This is a genomic window from Fundidesulfovibrio putealis DSM 16056, assembly GCF_000429325.1.
Taxonomy (GTDB): Bacteria; Desulfobacterota; Desulfovibrionia; order Desulfovibrionales; family Desulfovibrionaceae; genus Fundidesulfovibrio; species Fundidesulfovibrio putealis.
In genome coordinates, this window is sequence record NZ_AUBQ01000003.1 from 122,981 (window position 1) to 138,994 (window position 16,014).

Here is a 16,014-nt window from a genome sequence, read left to right on the forward strand (position 1 = left end):
CATGCCCTTTTTCAGGGTTCTCACCGACAAGCTGGCGAAACTCACCAGCCTGATCGTCCCCCATGAGCACTGGCTCATCATCATAAGCGCCGATCCCGACGCCCTGGGCTCGGCCATGGCCTTGCGCCAGATCATCCGCTCCAAGGGCGCCCTTGCGGACATCGCCCACCCCAATGAGATCTCAAGGCCCGACAACCTGGCCATGATCCGCACCCTGCGCATCCCCCTGGTGCGCGTCACGCCGGAGATCTCGCGCTGCTGCACGCGGTTCGCCATGGTGGACTCCCAGCCGCACCACAGCACGGATTTTCCCGATGTGGACTTCGACGTGATCCTGGACCACCACGGGCTGGACCCCTCCCACCCCGTGCGGGCCCGGTTCGTGGACATCCCCACCGGGTACGGGGCCTGCTCCAGCCTTTTGACCGAATACCTGTACAACCTGAAGATTAAGCCCGGCAAACTGCTGGCCACGGCCCTGCTCTACGGAATCAAGACCGACACCGGTTCCTTTGAGCGCGATTTTTCCGAGGTGGACGTAAAGGCCTTCAGCTATCTCTCCAAGTTCGCGGACAAGATGCTCTTGCGGCGCATCGTGCATGCGGATTTCCACCGCAAGTGGCTGAAGTACTTTTCTCGCGCCTTCGATCGCATCCGCCCCGTGGGGCGCGACGGCATGTTCGTCTATGTGGGGCGGGTGGAAAATCCGGACGTGCTGGTGGTGCTGGCCGACTTTTTCCTGCGGGTGCACGGGCTCTCCTGGAACTGCATCGCCGGGCTCTACGGCGAGCGCCTGATAGCCGTGATGCGCTCCGACGGCCTGCGCCGCAATATGGGCAAGAAAGCCCAGGCCTGGTTTGCGGACTTCGGCTGCGCGGGCGGACACAAGATGGCTGCGCGCGCCGAGATCGAGCTGACCAAGCTTGCCGGGTTCGACCCCGAGCAGTTTTTGTGGAAGCGCCTGACCGGACAGAGGCTCCAGGGCGACTGGGACCCTGCCGACGGCGAGTCCTGCCCGGTGAAGACCGCTCCGGCTCGTCCGGAGGAACTCAGGGACATGCCCGAGGCCCTGCCAGAGGAAACAGCATGACCGTGCGCCATCCGGCAGGGCCGCAGCCGGGGGCCGGGAGCCCCGGCTCCAAGGTCTCCCAGCGCCGGGAGGACTACTTTCCCATCCATCCCCGCACCATCCTGCCCGGCACGGCGGGCCTGTTCGACCTGTATCTCAAGCGGGGCGATTGGTTCGTCCTGTACGCCAAGAAGGGCGAGCACTTCACCATCGAGCCCAAGCTGAAGGACCTGCTGGACGTCAGCGAGTTCTACATCAGGGTGGATCAACGCTTCGACTACGAGACCTATCTGGCCCGCAACCTGGGCAACATGCTTTTGAACGACCAGCTACCCATGGAGGAGCGCTCCAAACTGTTCTACCAGATATCCTCGGGCATGCTGAAGCAGAGCTTCGCCAGCAAGCTGCCCAGGGGCCTGGACGACAAGACCTATCAGGCCATGCAGCTGCTGGTGAAGCGGGGCATCGCCCTGCTGTCCAAGGAAGAATCGCTGAAAAGCCTCTCGGAGTTCCTCTCCCACAAGTACCACACCTACAGCCACTCCCTGAACGTGATGGTGCTGACCATCTCCGTGCTGCAAAGCCTGTCCGGCATGGACCAGACCACCCTGTTCGAGGCGGGCCTGGGCGCGGCCCTGCACGACATCGGCAAGACCCAGATCCCCGACGAGGTGATCAACAAGTCCGGGCCGCTGAACCAGGCCGAGTGGGAGATGATGAAGACCCATCCGGTGCGGGCGCTGGGCATCTGCGCCTCCATGCCCATCAGCCACGTGGCCACCAACGCCATCCTCTTCCACCATGAGCGCTTCGACGGCGCGGGCTATCCCGGCGGCATAGGGGGGGAGGGCATCCCGGTGTACGCGCGGGTGCTGTCTTTGTGCGACGTGTACGACGCCCTGACCTCGGAGCGGCCCTACGCCAAGGCCCTCGCGCCCTACAAGGCGCTGTCCATCATGCAGGAAGATATGAAAGGCGCTTTCGACCCGGCCCTGTTCAAGCGGCTGGTCTACGTGCTGGGCAACGCCCGCATCGTCTGACGCGGTTTTTTCCCCTCGCGAAACGTATCAGGAAGATCGCACGGCGCGCACGCTGCGCAGGCAGGTCATGTCCGCCCAGGCCACGGCCCCGAGTTCCGTGTCCGCGAACCAGGCCTGGGTGAAGGCGCGGCGGTCGGCGCTCCAGAGCAGGCGCTGCTCCGGGTTGAAGACCGGGCTCAGGCAGTGCCCGGTGAACTCCGGCGGCGGGGTGAGGATCCCGGCCAGTTCCTCCACTGTGGGCAGCCTCCACTCGCAGCTTCCGGCGAAACGCGCGGCGTTCAGGCCTGCCACGTATTCGTGGGCCTCCCACCAGCTCAGCCGGTAGGGGCTGCCCCCGGACTGCCAGATGAGCCGCGAGGCCTCGTCCGCTATGACTCCCGCTCCCGGGCGAAGCTGCTGGACCGCGTAGCATTTGGGCCGCCACAGGGCGTCCAACCCCAGCTCCTCGCGGGCGTTCTTTCCGGAAATTTTTCGCGGCTCCCGGCGGGCTTTCGGCGCGCCTTCCGGTCCCGGAGCGGGGCAGGGGGGCGATGCGTCCGGCGTCTCCAGGCTGCATGCGCGCGCCAGGCGTCTGCGCCAGGCGTCCAGCAGCACCCGCAGCTCGGCAGCCATGGAGGCTGCGTCGCGGTGGCGCTCCTTTGGTTCGGGGGAAAGCGCGCGGCGCAGGAAGTCCTCCCAGGCGCCGTCCAGGTCGCGCGAGAGCCTGCCGGGCGCGTCGGCCCCTTCCAGCGGCCAACGGGGCAGCCTGCCTGTGAGCATGCGGTGCAGGGTGACGCCCACGGAGTACAGGTCCGCGCGCGGCCCGGCGCTTTTGGGGTCGTCCTCCTGCTCGGGGGCGGCGTAGTAGGGCGAGCCGACCTTGAGTCCCGGCGACTCGGCCAGGGACTCGCCGCGCACCTTGGAGAGGCCGAAGTCCGTGATCTTGATCTGGTCCTCGTCGGTGAGCAGCAGGTTGAAGGGCTCGATGTCGCGGTGCACGATGCCCGCGTGGTGCAGCCGGGCCAGGCCCTCCAGCGTCTGGAGCGCGTAGCTGGCCGCGCGCGGCAGGGAGAGCCGACGGGTGGGGGCTTCAACGTCGGCGGTCTCGCCGATCACCTGCCCCAGGTCCCGGCAGAAGTATTCCATCAGGAAGAAGGGGCGGCGTCCCATGCGCCCGAAATCCCACACGGCGGCCACGTTGGGGTGGTTCAGGCTGGCCAGCGCGGCGGCCTCGGCGATGAACTGGCGCTCGATCACCGCCCGGCCCAGCAGCGTGACCAGGAAGGGATTGGGGGCCAGGAGCTTGAGAGCCATGATCTTGCCCGTGACGGGCATGGCCACCTTGTACACCGCGCCCATGCCGCCGCGCCCCAGGAGTCCCAGCACCTCGTACCTGCCGATGCGCTTCACGCAGAGCCTTCCAGTGATTCGACCAGGCGCTCCGCATAGACGCGCGGCTGGCCGGACGCCAGGATCTTCCCTGCGGCGGTCCCGGCGTCGTAGGGGACGAAGCGCACGGTAAGCGCGCGGCTCACGGGGTCGAAAATCAGGTATTTGGCGCGCGGGTCGCCGTCGCGGGGCTGGCCCACGGCTCCGGCGTTGACGATGTGCCTGGGGCCGCGCTCCAGCCGGAGGGTCCCCTCGTACAGGGGGCTTCGGGTGAGCGCGTCCGGGCGGATGGTCACGAGCTTCAGGCGGTGGGTGTGCCCCACGAAGCAGACGTCCTCGGAAATCTGGCCCATCAGGCGGCGCAGGCACGGCTCGTCGGCCTGGGCCAGATAGGCGTGGGGGTCGGCGGGGGGCAGTCCATGCACCAGATGGCAGCCCTGGACGCTCAGGCTGAAGGGGAGTCCGGCGATCCAGGCGAGGCTCTCCTCGGAGAGGTGCGAAGCGGCCCAGCGCACGGCGTCCCAGGCCTGGGGGTTGAAATGCCCGCGCGACTTGGGCGAGAGCACCCCGTCCTCGTGGTTGCCAAGCACCGCGACGATTCCGGCTTCGCGCACCCGGCGCACCACGGCCTCGGGGTCGGCCCCGTAGCCGACCATGTCTCCCAGACAGACTATCTCGCCTAGCGAATGGGGCTCGGGCAGGGATGCGATGTCCTGGAGGACGGCTTCCAGGGCCTCCAGGTTGGCGTGGATGTCGGAGAGGATTATCAGTCGGGGCCTCTGGCGCAGCTCAGGGCGTCGCTTAAACGGGCGGCCAGCTCCCTGGAGTCCACGGGTTTGGAGACGAATCCGGCGCATCCCAGGATTGTGGCGCGCTCACGGGTGCCCTGATCGTTGCAGGCGGACACGAACACCACGGGGATTGTGCGGTTTTGCAGGATCTGCGTGGCGGCGTCGATGCCATCCATGCCGCCGTCCAGGATGATGTCCATGAGCACCAGGTCGGGGGTCAGTTCTTCCGCCAAGCGGATGGCCTCCTGCCCGGTATGAGCCATCCCGGCCACCACGTACCCCAGCCTGGCCACCTTGCTGCGCAGATCCAGAGCGATGATGCGTTCGTCCTCGACGATGAGGATGCACGCCTTGTCCATTTAAGCCTCCAACCCGGATTGTACGCCAAAATCCGCCGGTTGAGAAATTCTACATCCCGCGCAGGGAGCAAGGCAACAAAAAAGGCCGGTTTCCCGGCCTTTCAGGCGTTTCAGGGCTTTTCTAGTTGCTCATCTGGGTCCGCAACCATTCCTTGATTTCAGGAGTGGGGGCGTACACTCCCTTGTTGCAACCCACCTCTTTCATGAACCTGGGACGAAGATGCTCGGGCAGGGGCAACTCCGCAAGCTCCTTGGCCTCGTCGCAGGTGCGCTTGATCAGGGTGAGCTTGGGTGCCGGCTCCCAGGTGTTCACCACGAAGTAGGTCACTGAGTCGCTGCGGTGGCGCACCGGCTTGAATTCGTTCAGCCAGCAGTTGTTGCCCCACTCCAGATAAAGAGTCACGGCCGCTTCAGGGGTCATTTCCCAGTCCACGTCGTATTCCTTGAAATTTTCGAGCTGAGCCATGGAGTTCTCCTCACCGGTGTGTTTTGTTCAGGGTGATGAGGAAAGTAATAAACATTCCTAGAACTGGGTCAAGCGACTTTTTTCATGGCCTCGCGGGCCAACTCGCCGATGCTCACGGGAGACAGCTCTCCACCGTGGTAGAAATCGAAGGCGTAGCCCCCGGATTCGCCTGAAGCCAGGGCGTCCAGGGCGTCCAGGGCTGGCCCGGATTTCTCCCCGGCCAGGGGCAGGAGCGACCCTACGGCCCAGGCGGCCAAGCCTCTGCTCTGGGGATCGTCGCCGCCAAAGGCCAGGAGCAGGTCGTCCAGGGCGGGCAGGGCCAGTTCGGGCCGGGCCTCGGCCAGGCGGCCCAGAGCCCAGTACACGCCCCGGCGCAGAGGGCAGAGCTCCAGGTAGTTGTCGCCGGTCGCGCAGTCGCGGTCGTTGATGTAGGAGGCCAGCACCCGGTGGAACTCGCGGGCCAGCTCGGGCTGGGCGGCCAGGATCTCCCCGAAGGCTTCGGGGATGCCCCAGGCGACGTTGCCGGACTCCTCGTTCAACCGCCACATGAACTGGCGCACCAGCTGGCGCGCGTCCTCGGGCTTTTCGTCGAACAGTCTGGCCACGGTGCGCCCGAAGGCCGAGGCGGCCCGCCAGCGCACGCGCTCGTCCGGCTCCAGCAGGCAGGCGTAGAGCGGGCCAAGCAGCGTCTTGGGCCGCACGTCCTCCAGGGCTGCGAGCCCGGCAGGCCAGGGATCGGCCTCAAGCGCCGCCAGGACGGTTTTTCTCAGGTCGCGCAGTCTGCCCATCCGGATCTCCTTGATGCCTGTCGTCCAAGCGTACGTTGCAGGTTCGGGTGGCGTCTTCGGGAGACATCCAGACAAGGCTGAACCTGACCCGAGGGAACCATTCCAACTGCGTGCGGAAAACGGGCTCCTGCTTTCCGCACGCTCGACATCCGCAGAAATTAAGGCGCTTGGGCCGCTTTGTCCATGACGCCGCCATCTGAAGAGGCGTTCTGCGCGGCAGAGCGAAACAAATGGGGCCATGCCCCTATGTGCCCTTCTCAAATCGCGCTTCCCCGCTAAGATGCCCCCTCACATCCAGCCCGGGGCAGAGCGGCCCCGCACATCATGAGCCAGACGGCTCCGGGCCGGACCACATCACATCCGGCGAGGTGGATATGGAGCATGAGACGCTCATTGAAGCCGCCGCCAGGACGCACGGCCTGCCCGTGGGGCTGGTGTCGGCGGTGGTGGAGGTGGAATCGGGAGGCGATGCGTGCGCCTTCCGGTACGAACCGGGCTTCTTCGAGAGATACATACGCGGCAATCCCGCAGTTCGCGGGGTGAGGCCGTGCTCTTTGGAGACCGAACGCATGGGCCAGGCCACGTCCTGGGGCCTCATGCAGGTGATGGGGGCCACGGCGCGCGGCCTGGGATATCCCGGCGCGTTCCTCTCGGGGCTCACCCGGCCCGAGGTGGGGCTGGAGTACGGATGCAGGCTGCTGGCGAAGCTTGCCAAGCGCCACGAAGCAGGCCATGGCTGGCCCGGCGTGGTGGCAGCATACAACGCCGGCAGTGTGCGTCTGGCTCCCGGAGGGGGCTTCGTCAACCAGTCCTACGTGGACAAGATCGCCCAGGCCCTGGGCGGGGAATGGCCCAAGTGAAGAAATCCCTGGCTCTGATTCTGACTCTGGTTTTATCGGCATGGACCGTCCAGGCATGGGCCTTCACGGCCATGGTCGAGCACGTTCACGACGGCGACACCGTCACCGTGGACGCCACGCGCATCCGCCTCTACGGCATCGATGCTCCGGAGCTCGCCCAGGCCGGAGGCAAGGCCTCGCGCGACTACCTGACCTCCCTGGTGGAGGGGCAGCGCGTGGAGGTGATCCCCAAGGACACCGACTCCTACGGGCGCACGGTGGCCGTGCTGCGGCTGCCCGACGGGCGCGACGTGAACGCCCTGATGGTCGCGGCGGGGCATGCCTGGGTGTACACACAATACTGCCGCAACTGCTACGCGCTGAGCCTGTCGCAGACCGTGGCCAGGTTCAAGGGCCTGGGCCTGTGGTCGCAGAAGCGTCCGGTTCCGCCGTGGGTGTGGCGCAAAAAACACAGGAGAACCCGATGAACGGGAAAAGATGGTATATGTCCAAGACGTTGTGGGCCAACATGGCGGCCCTGGGGGCCATCGGCGTGCAGGCGGCCATGGGCAAGACGGCCATGGACCCGGCCCTGCAGGCGGCCATCCTGGCCGTGTCCAACGCGGCCCTGCGTATGACCACCAGCGAGCCGATCAGGTAGCCGCCATGAGCGACGGGCTGAAACCCCTCATCAAGGACGCCCTGCGCGAGGCCCACGAAGAGGGCCTGATGCGTTCGGGCTGCTGCTCATCGTGCGAGTTGGCCCCCGGCGAGCATGCCAGGCACCATCAGCTGCTGCGCGGGGCGTTTTCGCTGCGCAGCCAGGTGCTCAACACGGTCATCACCTCGGTGGTGGGCGGCGGGCTGGTGTGGCTTGGCCTGGCGGTCTGGGAGAGACTGATCCGCCAGGCGCTGAAGTGAGCCCCCATGGCAGCCGTTCGCAAGACCCAAACCAGGAAGGGACCGGTCTGCGCGCGGGCCGCGAAGCTCCTGAACGAGAAGGTGCTGGACGTCCTGGAGCGCCTGCTTGAGGCGGGGGACGACAAGGTGCAGCTGGCTGCGGCCAAGGAGATCAAGGAAATAGCCCGGCAGACGGAATCCGGAGAACAAAAAGCTCCGGGTGAGGCGTCGCGGGTGTTCGTGGTCACCGGCATAGATCGCAAGCCAGGCTGCGAGTAAGAGGCCGGGGGGCATTTCGCCCCCCGGTTTTTTGTGGCGGGAAGAATGTGCGAGGCCAGGGAGGCCGGGGCGTGGTTCTACCAGTGGCGGTAGTAGTGGGGGTGGCGTTTGTGCCTGCGCTCGTAGACGTACACCGGCGGGGGCGGCGGCACATAACCGCGCCACGCGCCAGCGGCGTATCCGCGCTCATACCCGGCGGCGTAGCCGGAAGGATACGCCGGAGCGGGGACGTACACCGGCGGGGGAACGTACACCGGCGGGGGTGTCCCCACGGAGACGTTGAAGCCCCAGGAAGGGCCGGAATTATACGCGCAGGCTTGCGAGGAAAAGGCCAATAACAGCACGGCGGCCAATATCAGGTGTTTCATGGTGTTTCACCTCCCACCCCTCATAATCACGGAACGTGCCAAGGGTGATTGTAATATATTTCAAGTGCTTGTAGAAATTGCCGCCGTGCGCCGGTTACAGTTGCTTCTCCTGCGGTAACGATTTCTGCACACCGACGCGCGCTTGACTCCCTTTCCCCGGCAGGGTAGCAGCTGGGAACTGATTTTGATTTTCATTTTCACGCTGGAGCAGTTCGTGAGTCCACACATCAAGCTCGCCGCCTTTCTGGTCGTAACAGTATCCCTGCCCATCCTGGCTGCCCTGGCCCTTTTGGAATCGGGCCGCACCTCTGCGGCGGTGGCCGTGCTTGCGCTGCACGGGTCGCTGGGGCTCGGGCTCATGCCGTTTCTAGCCAAGCTGGCCCTGCACTTCTGCGTGCTCGGGGAGCTCTCCAAGGTGGACGCCTTTACCTCCAAGCTGCGGGGGGGCGGCTTCCCGGAGCCCTTCTCGCTGCCCGTGGAGCGCGAAGACGAGCACTTGCTGCTTCGCCTCAAGCGCAACCTCAACTGGATGCTGCATCAGCTGAAAGACCGCGAGAACCGCCTCATCTGGCGTCTGGAGGAGACGGACCAGGCGCGCCGGGTCATGGAGGATTTAAGCCGCACGGATTCGCTGACGGGGCTCTTCAACCGCCGCCATTTCGAGCAGATGCTCCAGTCCAAGGCGTTGTGCCCGCTGGACCCGGACAAGGAGACCTGGCTCCTCATGATCGACTGCGACAAGTTCAAGCAGGTCAACGACACGCTGGGGCACCAGACCGGCGACGAGGTGCTGCGCCTTTTGGCCAGGATCATCCGGGAGTCGGTGCGGGAAGGGTGCGACAGCGCCTTCCGGCTGGGCGGGGACGAGTTCGCGGTGCTGCTGCCCTGTCTGGAGGCACAGGCGCGCGAGGTGGCCGAGCGCATCCGCCAGCGCTTCAAGGAATCCAACGGCCAGGGGTGCACCCTGTCCATCGGGCTCTCCTCGGGAATGACCGTCTGCGGCGCGTCGGGAATCTGCTGGAATCAGGTGATCGCCAGGGCGGACGCGGCAGTCTACGCAGCCAAGAGCGCAGGCGGGGACGCGGTGAGCCTGCGCTGACTGAACTCATCCCGGCGAGCGCTGCAGGACGCCGGTCGGCGCGATGAAACCCGCAACACAGGGGAGATGTAAACCGTTTGTAACACTGTCCGAACACGGCGATGTCATGGTCACTGTTCATATGTCGGAGAACTTCAGACCGGAGCTGTATCTTGAATACCATGAGCCTGAAATGGAAACTCCTCGGGAGTTATGTCGTCGTCGCACTCTTGTCGGCCGCCGTCGCATCAGGCGGAAAATTCGGTCCTGTCGCGTATGCCGGTCCTGTGTTGGGTATTGTGCTCGGCATGGTGTACGCGCTTCGCCTGACGCGGAAGATCGCCAGATGCGCGGCGTTCGCCGAGGCCGCAGCAAACGGGCGCGCTGCGGGCGGGCTCGGCGTGACGGGCAGCGACGAGACCGGGCGTCTGGCTGAAAGCCTGCGCTCCATGGCCAGGACCATCACCAGCAAGGATGCGTACCTGTCCGGGTTGATGAACGGCGTGGCGGTTCCGTTTTCGGTCATAACGGCCCAGGACACCGTGCTCTACACCAACCGGCACATGATGGACCTCATGGAGATCGAAGGCCGCCCCGAGGACCAGATCGGCAAGCAGTCCGGGGAGTACATGTGGGGCGTGAAGGGGCGGGACACCTTGTCCAGCGTGGCCCTGCGCGACAGGCAGCTGAAGGTTGCGGACCGCACAGTGGAGACCCGGCGCGGCAAGGTGCGCCACGTGCACATATCCACGGCCCCGTTCTTCGATACCGATAACACGCTTCTGGGAACGGTCTCCATCTGGCTTGACCAGACGGAGGTCGTGAACGCCAAGGAAGAGGCGCAGCGAGCCATGGCCGAGGGGATGCTCCAGGCCGCGAGCCAGCTCGAGGGCGTGGTGGAAGTCGTGACTTCGGCGTCCGAGGAACTCTCCGCCCAGATCGAGCAGTCCAGCCGGGGCTCGGAGGCGCAGTCCCAGCGGGTGGCTGAAACCGCCACGGCCATGGAGCAGATGAACGCCACGGTGTTCGAGGTGGCGCGCAACGCGTCGCAGGCTGCGCAGGCCGCCGAGAACGCCAGGCACAAGGCCCTGGACGGCGCGCAGGTGGTCACCCAGGTGGTGAAGGGCATCGGCGCGGTGCAGGAGCAGGCGCTTGGCATGCGCTCGGACATGACGGCCCTGGGCAAGCAGGCCCAGGGGATCGGGCAGGTGTTGAACGTCATCTCCGACATTGCGGATCAGACCAACCTGCTGGCCCTGAACGCCGCCATCGAGGCGGCGCGAGTGGGGGAATTTCCTTCTGAAGGGGATTTAGGCTATTGTACTTCTTCATCCTTAATCCGCCAGTCCTTAAGGAGGAAACATGACGGTTGCGACTCTTTCAACAATTTGGCCCACTTACCTGAGGCTTGTCCGGCATGGGGCAGGGCCGCACGCTTTACGCACTGACCATGGCATGTGGAACAATCACATATTACCCTTTTTTGGGGCAGGCTGCAAGCTCAACAAGATTACGTCTGAAAAGATACTTGAGTTCCGTGGGGTTCTTTCCACTAAAAACATCAGCCCTCAGACTGTCCGGCATATCCTCGGCCTGTTGCGTCGGGTGCTAAACCGTGCTTTTGAATGGAGAATGATTAAGTCTGTCCCGAAATTTGAGATTCAGAGGTTTGACAATAAGCGCGATCGTTTTTTGTCCGAAGATGAAGTCGAACAACTGCTCTCAGTTTTGAAAAGTCGGTCTCGTCTTTGGCATGACATCACAGTCCTATGCGTCCATACTGGACTCAGGTTTGGCGAAATGCGCAATCTCCGCGCGCATAATTTTGACGAATCAAATCGAATAATTCATGTACGGGATACCAAGTCATGCAACAACAGGAGCATACCATTAAATGACAAGGCGTATGAGGTGCTGCTTCTAAACAAGTCAAAACAAGAATTCATATTTACGTACAATGGAAAACGGCTAAATCGTCCTGGAAACTCTTTTTGGAAAGCGGTCGAGGCCTGCGGTTTCAACTTAGGCGTCACGGATAGACGGCATAGGGTCGTATTTCATACGTTGAGACATACGTTCGCAAGCTGGCTTGTACAACGTGGCGTCCACCTGCTCACGGTCAGCAAGCTACTGGGGCACACGTCCACGGAGATGACCATGCGCTATTCACATCTCGCACCAAAGCAAGGGAGAGATGCGGTTGACGCCCTTCTCTCGCTCAGCAAGGAGCCCGCTGCCCTGCCCACGAAGGGGACGGCGGAAGATCAGTCTAAAGCGCAAACATCCAGTGAGGCACCGCACGCACCGCGTATGACTTTTGCCCAGAACCTTCAGCCTTGTTCGGGCTGCATAAATAGAAATCTGCTCTTCAGGTCAACGTTCCAATCCATAGTTGATCCCTGCTTTCTTTGCCTGCAAGACGTGATGGATTGGCCTCCGGGGATCACTGGAGTGGGCAGCCTTGACAAATTCAAAGTCACATTCAATTCCGCTGAGGATTCAACCCCATTCAGCTATATGAAGTTGTTCCTTTCTAAGTAGTACCTCTGTCTCTTCCTGGACAGTTCTCCTTATCCCGGAAACTTTCGCAATTAAAGGTCATGGCCTTTAATTGCTCACGTCGTCCGGCAGGATGTCTTGCGCCCTAAAAACAGAGTCAACGTGCTTGTTCATTCAGGGTTCTTAGCTGTCAGCCGCTTACTCTTCATCCCATCCTGGGCATCCAATCCTTTCCGCCAAGCTTGGCGAAGGAATAAACTCACGACAATGCACCGGCTTGGTCCCGTGGATGCGGCAGATGTAAATGTCTCCTTTCTTCCTCAGCCAAGGACACCGAGCTACCATTTCACCACGGTATCCGTCCCTGGTAAGCTTAAACCACATATCACGAGCCAAAACCCTGCCGTTTACTATGATCGGTTCAATACGGCTGAGGATGTCAAAACGCATCTCTCGCTTCCATCTTTTCCAGTCCTCATCGCAACAACTTGTCTGGCTCGCTCCGACAAGATTGAGACAACAGCGCCCGCATTGCCTGCAATGAAATATATCCCGCATTTATGGTGCCCGCCGATGATTGTTCAAAGTGGTAAATTTTTTCACGATCCGTAGTTGCGTCTTTTCGGGGTCTTAGCTTCTGGGCGCACCAGGTTTATCCGGCTTGGCCAGCTCCTGCAGGAAGTCTTCGGCGCAAAATCCTTCCCACTCACAGGGGCAATTGTAGGGTTCTGAGCGGTGCGACTTCCCACCGCGAATGGCCCCTCTAGGGGTCCGCTCACGAAACGGAAAAAATCGTACGTTAGCGGCCAAACCGTCAGGTTGAAGCCTAAGAGATCGGGCGGATGATGTCAGAAAATGCAAAATCGGCCCTAATCTGACGTGCTCAACGCTCCAAGCCTGACGCCCGGTTGAGGTATACCCTAAGCGGGCATTCGCCCCTTAGCGTACAATAAACTCCGTTTCGTGAGCAGACCCCAAAGTGTTCAACAGGGTGTCGAGGTCGCCGTGTTTATCGTCTACTCCACTGACGGCCAAGCTCTGCCTCCGGGTAATACCATTGAGCGCCATGTGGACTTGGCCAACGGCGAGAGGATGAACTGGACCCTCGCGAAGATCCATTACTATTAGAGTTCAGGTTCGCGGTTTTGGGACCTCAAACCGCGAACTTGGTTCCCGACAGGTATTGCTCCGTCAGTTACAATCCAGAAGGTTGACGAACTGCCCAGGATAAGCGAACAAATCCTCCTCGCAACTCCCGCGTAGCTCATTCGGTAGAGCACTTCCACTCAGGTCATCCTGCTCTGGTCGTCCAATCCGAAACATTGGGCACCCCTTCATTCGCCGTCGGCCATAATTCCTTAACCTGGCGCAACAATGCACATTATTAAGACCTCCATCCTCCTGGGCGAACTCGGCCTGCTCACTGCCTCTTGGTACCTTCTCCAAGACCGGGATCAGCCCGCCTCCGAGGCCCTGGCCCGCGCCATGGCTTTGACCCTGGCCTCCCTGGGCTTAGCCATTTTAGCCCTTTTCTCCGCGCGGTTGACTCACTTGCACCATGCCCTAGACGTCGGGATTGCTGTCTTCGCCTTCCATGCAATGCGGCGGCGGCAGCGCTCCCTGGGGTCGGATCTCAGAGCGGTTCTGCTCCTGCATCGCGAGCCTTTGGCCTACTGCATAATCCTTGCGGCTCTGGTTCTGTTGGTTCAGGCCCTGGCCGTCCCGCCCGCCAATTGGGACTCCATGACTTATAATCTAGCACGCGTGCTCCTCATGTACCAGGAGAACACACTTGCCTTGGAAAATTACAGTACCTTCAGGCAACTGGCCTTTAGCCCTGGGTTTGATCTGCTTCACTTTTTCTTCTTGCGGCTTCGTACAGACATTGGCGTAGCGGTTTTTTCTTGGATTTCATGGTGCTGCGTAGTCGCGACGGCCTATTCATTTGGCCGACGGCAAGGCCCAGAATCGCTGGGTTTGGCCGTTGCGCTAGTGACGGGTTCTTTCAAGCTCCTGGCGCTGCAAGCCACGTCCACCAAGAATGACATCGGGGCCGCAGCCATGGCATGCGCCTGCGTGTTGGGGGTCGGCGCGCTGATGCGGCGGTCGCGCGTGTCGGACGCAGCGTTTTTGGGTATATGTATTGTGTTCGGGCTGTCTGTGAAAACCTATTTCGCCTTTTTTGCTCTCGCGATGTCCCTGGCGATTGGGGCTATTTTCCGACGTGAACTGCTGGATATGTCCATGCAAGCTTGGCGGAACTCCCGCCGGAGTGTCGCCCTTGGAATCCTGCTTCTCGCCGCCGGGGGATGCCTTGCTATGTCCAGCCAGTTCGTGTGCCTCTGGCAATTCGGCAATCCGTTCGGCCCCGAGCCTCACGTATCGGCCCATCGCAACCTAAATGGCTTTGCGGGGTTCACGGCCAACCTGCTGCGCTACGCGCTCCAACTGCCAGACCTGCCAGGAACTTGGTGGTCTGGCGTGATCAGCCAAACCCACGCATGGATTATCGGCTCGGTTCGTGGCCCGGGGGCGGCAATGGATTTCGTGCCCCTCCATGGTCTAGGAGCTTGGTGGTCAGAGGATGTGGGCTGGTTCGGTCCCGTTGCATTCATCCTGGTTATCCCCTGCATGTTTGGAGCTCTCTTCTCCCGCGACCGCTTTGCTCGCGCAGTGGCCTGGACCCTTGCGATAACTTCGGTTTTCCTGGTCTGGACCGTGGTATGGATGAGTTTCAACGGCCGGTTCTTTGCCCTGGTATTCGCGGCATCGTCCGCATGCTTGGCCTGGGCCGCCCCCTGGTGGTGGGGTCACGAATGGATCAGGCGAAGTGTGTTGGGCACAAGCCTTTTGGTCCTGGCCTCCGCGCTGGTCCTCAATCAGGGAAAGCCCCTTCTGGACCACGAGGTCCTGGGCGGAGATAAATTTGACTGGGCCAAGGCTCTCTCCCGAAGGGATGGTGACCGCCGTGGCGTGTACGATGAACATTTCAACAGCAACGTATTCCTGGAATACTTGGCGCGCGGCATGTTTCCGAATCGCCATATTCTACTTGCAGCCAGTGAGGATAGTTGGGTGTATCCCGTGCTATTCTTCAACGAACATCGCTGGGTGGTCACAGGGGAGGATAACCCCTTGACGCGCATAGACGGCGAAGTCTTCGACATCCGTGAATGCGCGCGATTTCGGGAACTGGGCGAACATTTCGATCAAGTGGTGGTAATGGAATACGAGATCGCTATGACCTGCGCGAACGATGCCGGGTGGCGGCCGGTGCTGCGCACCATCGCTCCATGGGGGGCCGTGGCGGTGTTCGATCCGCACGCCGTACCCTGATTCGCCTCTAAGCTCCGGCGGATTTCCGGTCGGGTCCACGGTGGCCAGGTCTGGGTCGGTGTATGGGCAAGCTGTGCATTTCATATTATTGAAATTGACGAAGAACGCTGCAACGGTTGCGGCAACTGCGTGGCGGACTGCGCCGAAGGGGCCATCGCCATTATAGACGGCAAGGCCAGGGTTATTTCCGATTCCTTTTGCGACGGACTGGGGGCCTGCATCGGCAGATGCCCGACCGACGCCTTGCGCATTATCCAGCGCGAAGCGCCCCCCTTTGACGAGGCCGCTGCCCTGGCGCAGCTTGCCACGCTGAAGACAGACGAAAGAAAAAATGGTGTTGCACCTTCCCCGCACGCAGCACCGTCCCTGCATGCCTTAACGCCCCAGTTGGGCGCATCGCCCCTGCGCGGCACCTGTCCCGGCACCCGCCCCGGATCTGGGCCGGGCTGGACGCCAGGGGCTGCCCCCTGGCCGGTCAAATTGCGCCTGGTCGCGCCGGACGCGCCTTTTCTGCATGGTGCAGACCTGCTTATCGCGGCGGACTGCGCCGCGCCCGTTACCCCGCAGTTTCAAGAATTGCTGGGGTCCAAAGCCTTGTTGATCTGCTGCCCGAAATTTGAAGACACCGCCGCAACGGTAGACAAACTGACCGCCATATTCCGGCAGGCAGACCTTCGGTCCTGCACGGTGCTGCGCATGGAAGTACCCTGTTGCGGCGGCCTGGTGCGCGCCGTGCGCACAGCCCACCAGGCCAGTGGCACGGCCTGCCGCCTGGAAGAACGCGTGCTGTCACGGGGCGGGGTGGATATGACGGCATAAGCGATTTCCACTTTC

General features: G+C 62.4%; 18 protein-coding genes. 12 read left to right on the plus strand and 6 right to left on the minus strand.

Annotation, left to right across the window (positions count from 1 at the left end):
• Window position 1: 1 nt before the first annotated feature.
• Together G453_RS21585 and G453_RS0100625 are read left to right on the plus strand one after the other, a co-directional pair.
• Window positions 2-1,090 carry a DHH family phosphoesterase gene (locus tag G453_RS21585; protein WP_205620039.1) on the plus strand — a complete coding sequence of 363 codons (1,089 nt, stop codon included), beginning with the start codon at window positions 2-4 and terminating at the stop codon, window positions 1,088-1,090.
• The gene (locus G453_RS0100625) at window positions 1,087-2,109 is read left to right on the plus strand and encodes an HD-GYP domain-containing protein (RefSeq protein WP_051271307.1); all 1,023 of its coding nucleotides are present in this window, start codon (window positions 1,087-1,089) and stop codon (window positions 2,107-2,109) included. Before G453_RS21585 ends, G453_RS0100625 begins: the two co-directional genes overlap by 4 nt.
• A 27-nt stretch (window positions 2,110-2,136) precedes the next feature.
• Here the strand turns inward: G453_RS0100625 and G453_RS0100630 are convergent, their stop codons facing one another.
• The 5 genes from G453_RS0100630 to G453_RS0100650 all read right to left on the minus strand — a co-directional run bounded on the left by G453_RS0100630 (window position 2,137) and on the right by G453_RS0100650 (window position 5,881).
• A complete protein-coding gene (locus G453_RS0100630) occupies window positions 2,137-3,498 on the minus strand; it encodes a protein kinase domain-containing protein (protein ID WP_027189468.1) in 1,362 nt (453 codons plus the stop codon).
• Window positions 3,495-4,334, minus strand: coding sequence for a metallophosphoesterase family protein (locus G453_RS0100635; protein ID WP_084502009.1), 840 nt, complete (start codon window positions 4,332-4,334; stop codon window positions 3,495-3,497). Before G453_RS0100635 ends, G453_RS0100630 begins: the two co-directional genes overlap by 4 nt.
• Window positions 4,244-4,627 carry a response regulator gene (locus tag G453_RS0100640; protein WP_027189470.1) on the minus strand — a complete coding sequence of 128 codons (384 nt, stop codon included), beginning with the start codon at window positions 4,625-4,627 and terminating at the stop codon, window positions 4,244-4,246. The genes G453_RS0100635 and G453_RS0100640 overlap by 91 nt, the downstream gene beginning before the upstream one ends.
• Window positions 4,628-4,748: 121 nt before the next feature.
• On the minus strand, window positions 4,749-5,093 hold the full coding sequence (locus G453_RS0100645) for a DVU0772 family protein (protein ID WP_027189471.1): 345 nt from the start codon (window positions 5,091-5,093) through the stop codon (window positions 4,749-4,751).
• Window positions 5,094-5,161: 68 nt separating this feature from the next.
• Window positions 5,162-5,881: a DVU0298 family protein gene (locus tag G453_RS0100650; RefSeq protein ID WP_027189472.1), complete on the minus strand. Its 720-nt coding sequence runs from the start codon at window positions 5,879-5,881 to the stop codon at window positions 5,162-5,164.
• 374 nt (window positions 5,882-6,255) lie between these two features.
• On the opposite strand from G453_RS0100650, the gene G453_RS0100655 reads away from it, so the two are divergent.
• Genes G453_RS0100655 through G453_RS0100675 form a run of 5 tightly spaced genes read left to right on the plus strand, consistent with a single transcriptional unit; the run spans window position 6,256 to window position 7,899 of the window.
• Entirely contained in the window at window positions 6,256-6,741 is a 486-nt protein-coding gene (locus G453_RS0100655; protein WP_156920722.1) for a lytic transglycosylase domain-containing protein, read from the plus strand.
• On the plus strand, window positions 6,729-7,208 hold the full coding sequence (locus tag G453_RS21590; RefSeq protein ID WP_043643880.1) for a thermonuclease family protein: 480 nt from the start codon (window positions 6,729-6,731) through the stop codon (window positions 7,206-7,208). The genes G453_RS0100655 and G453_RS21590 overlap by 13 nt, the downstream gene beginning before the upstream one ends.
• Window positions 7,209-7,225: 17 nt before the next feature.
• Complete coding sequence (locus tag G453_RS27630; protein WP_156920726.1) at window positions 7,226-7,381, plus strand: hypothetical protein; 156 nt, start codon at window positions 7,226-7,228, stop codon at window positions 7,379-7,381.
• Between the two features lie 5 nt (window positions 7,382-7,386).
• Entirely contained in the window at window positions 7,387-7,641 is a 255-nt protein-coding gene (locus tag G453_RS0100670) for a hypothetical protein (protein WP_027189475.1), read from the plus strand.
• Window positions 7,642-7,647: 6 nt separating this feature from the next.
• Complete coding sequence (locus G453_RS0100675) at window positions 7,648-7,899, plus strand: hypothetical protein (RefSeq protein ID WP_027189476.1); 252 nt, start codon at window positions 7,648-7,650, stop codon at window positions 7,897-7,899.
• Between the two features lie 77 nt (window positions 7,900-7,976).
• Here G453_RS0100675 and G453_RS21595 read toward each other — a convergent pair whose 3' ends face one another.
• A complete protein-coding gene (locus tag G453_RS21595; RefSeq protein WP_043643882.1) occupies window positions 7,977-8,267 on the minus strand; it encodes a hypothetical protein in 291 nt (96 codons plus the stop codon).
• A gap of 214 nt (window positions 8,268-8,481) precedes the next feature.
• On the opposite strand from G453_RS21595, the gene G453_RS21600 reads away from it, so the two are divergent.
• The 5 genes from G453_RS21600 (at window position 8,482) to G453_RS0100710 (ending at window position 15,999) form a co-directional block, all read left to right on the plus strand.
• The gene (locus G453_RS21600; RefSeq protein WP_156920735.1) at window positions 8,482-9,366 is read left to right on the plus strand and encodes a GGDEF domain-containing protein; all 885 of its coding nucleotides are present in this window, start codon (window positions 8,482-8,484) and stop codon (window positions 9,364-9,366) included.
• A gap of 287 nt (window positions 9,367-9,653) precedes the next feature.
• Window positions 9,654-10,793, plus strand: a complete 1,140-nt coding sequence (locus G453_RS29085) for a methyl-accepting chemotaxis protein (RefSeq protein WP_205620040.1) — start codon at window positions 9,654-9,656, stop codon at window positions 10,791-10,793.
• A complete protein-coding gene (locus tag G453_RS26885) occupies window positions 10,708-11,886 on the plus strand; it encodes a tyrosine-type recombinase/integrase (protein WP_084502012.1) in 1,179 nt (392 codons plus the stop codon). The genes G453_RS29085 and G453_RS26885 overlap by 86 nt, the downstream gene beginning before the upstream one ends.
• Window positions 11,887-13,218: 1,332 nt before the next feature.
• The gene (locus G453_RS0100705) at window positions 13,219-15,180 is read left to right on the plus strand and encodes a hypothetical protein (protein WP_027189481.1); all 1,962 of its coding nucleotides are present in this window, start codon (window positions 13,219-13,221) and stop codon (window positions 15,178-15,180) included.
• Between the two features lie 93 nt (window positions 15,181-15,273).
• Entirely contained in the window at window positions 15,274-15,999 is a 726-nt protein-coding gene (locus tag G453_RS0100710; protein ID WP_235731676.1) for an ATP-binding protein, read from the plus strand.
• Window positions 16,000-16,014: the final 15 nt, after the last annotated feature.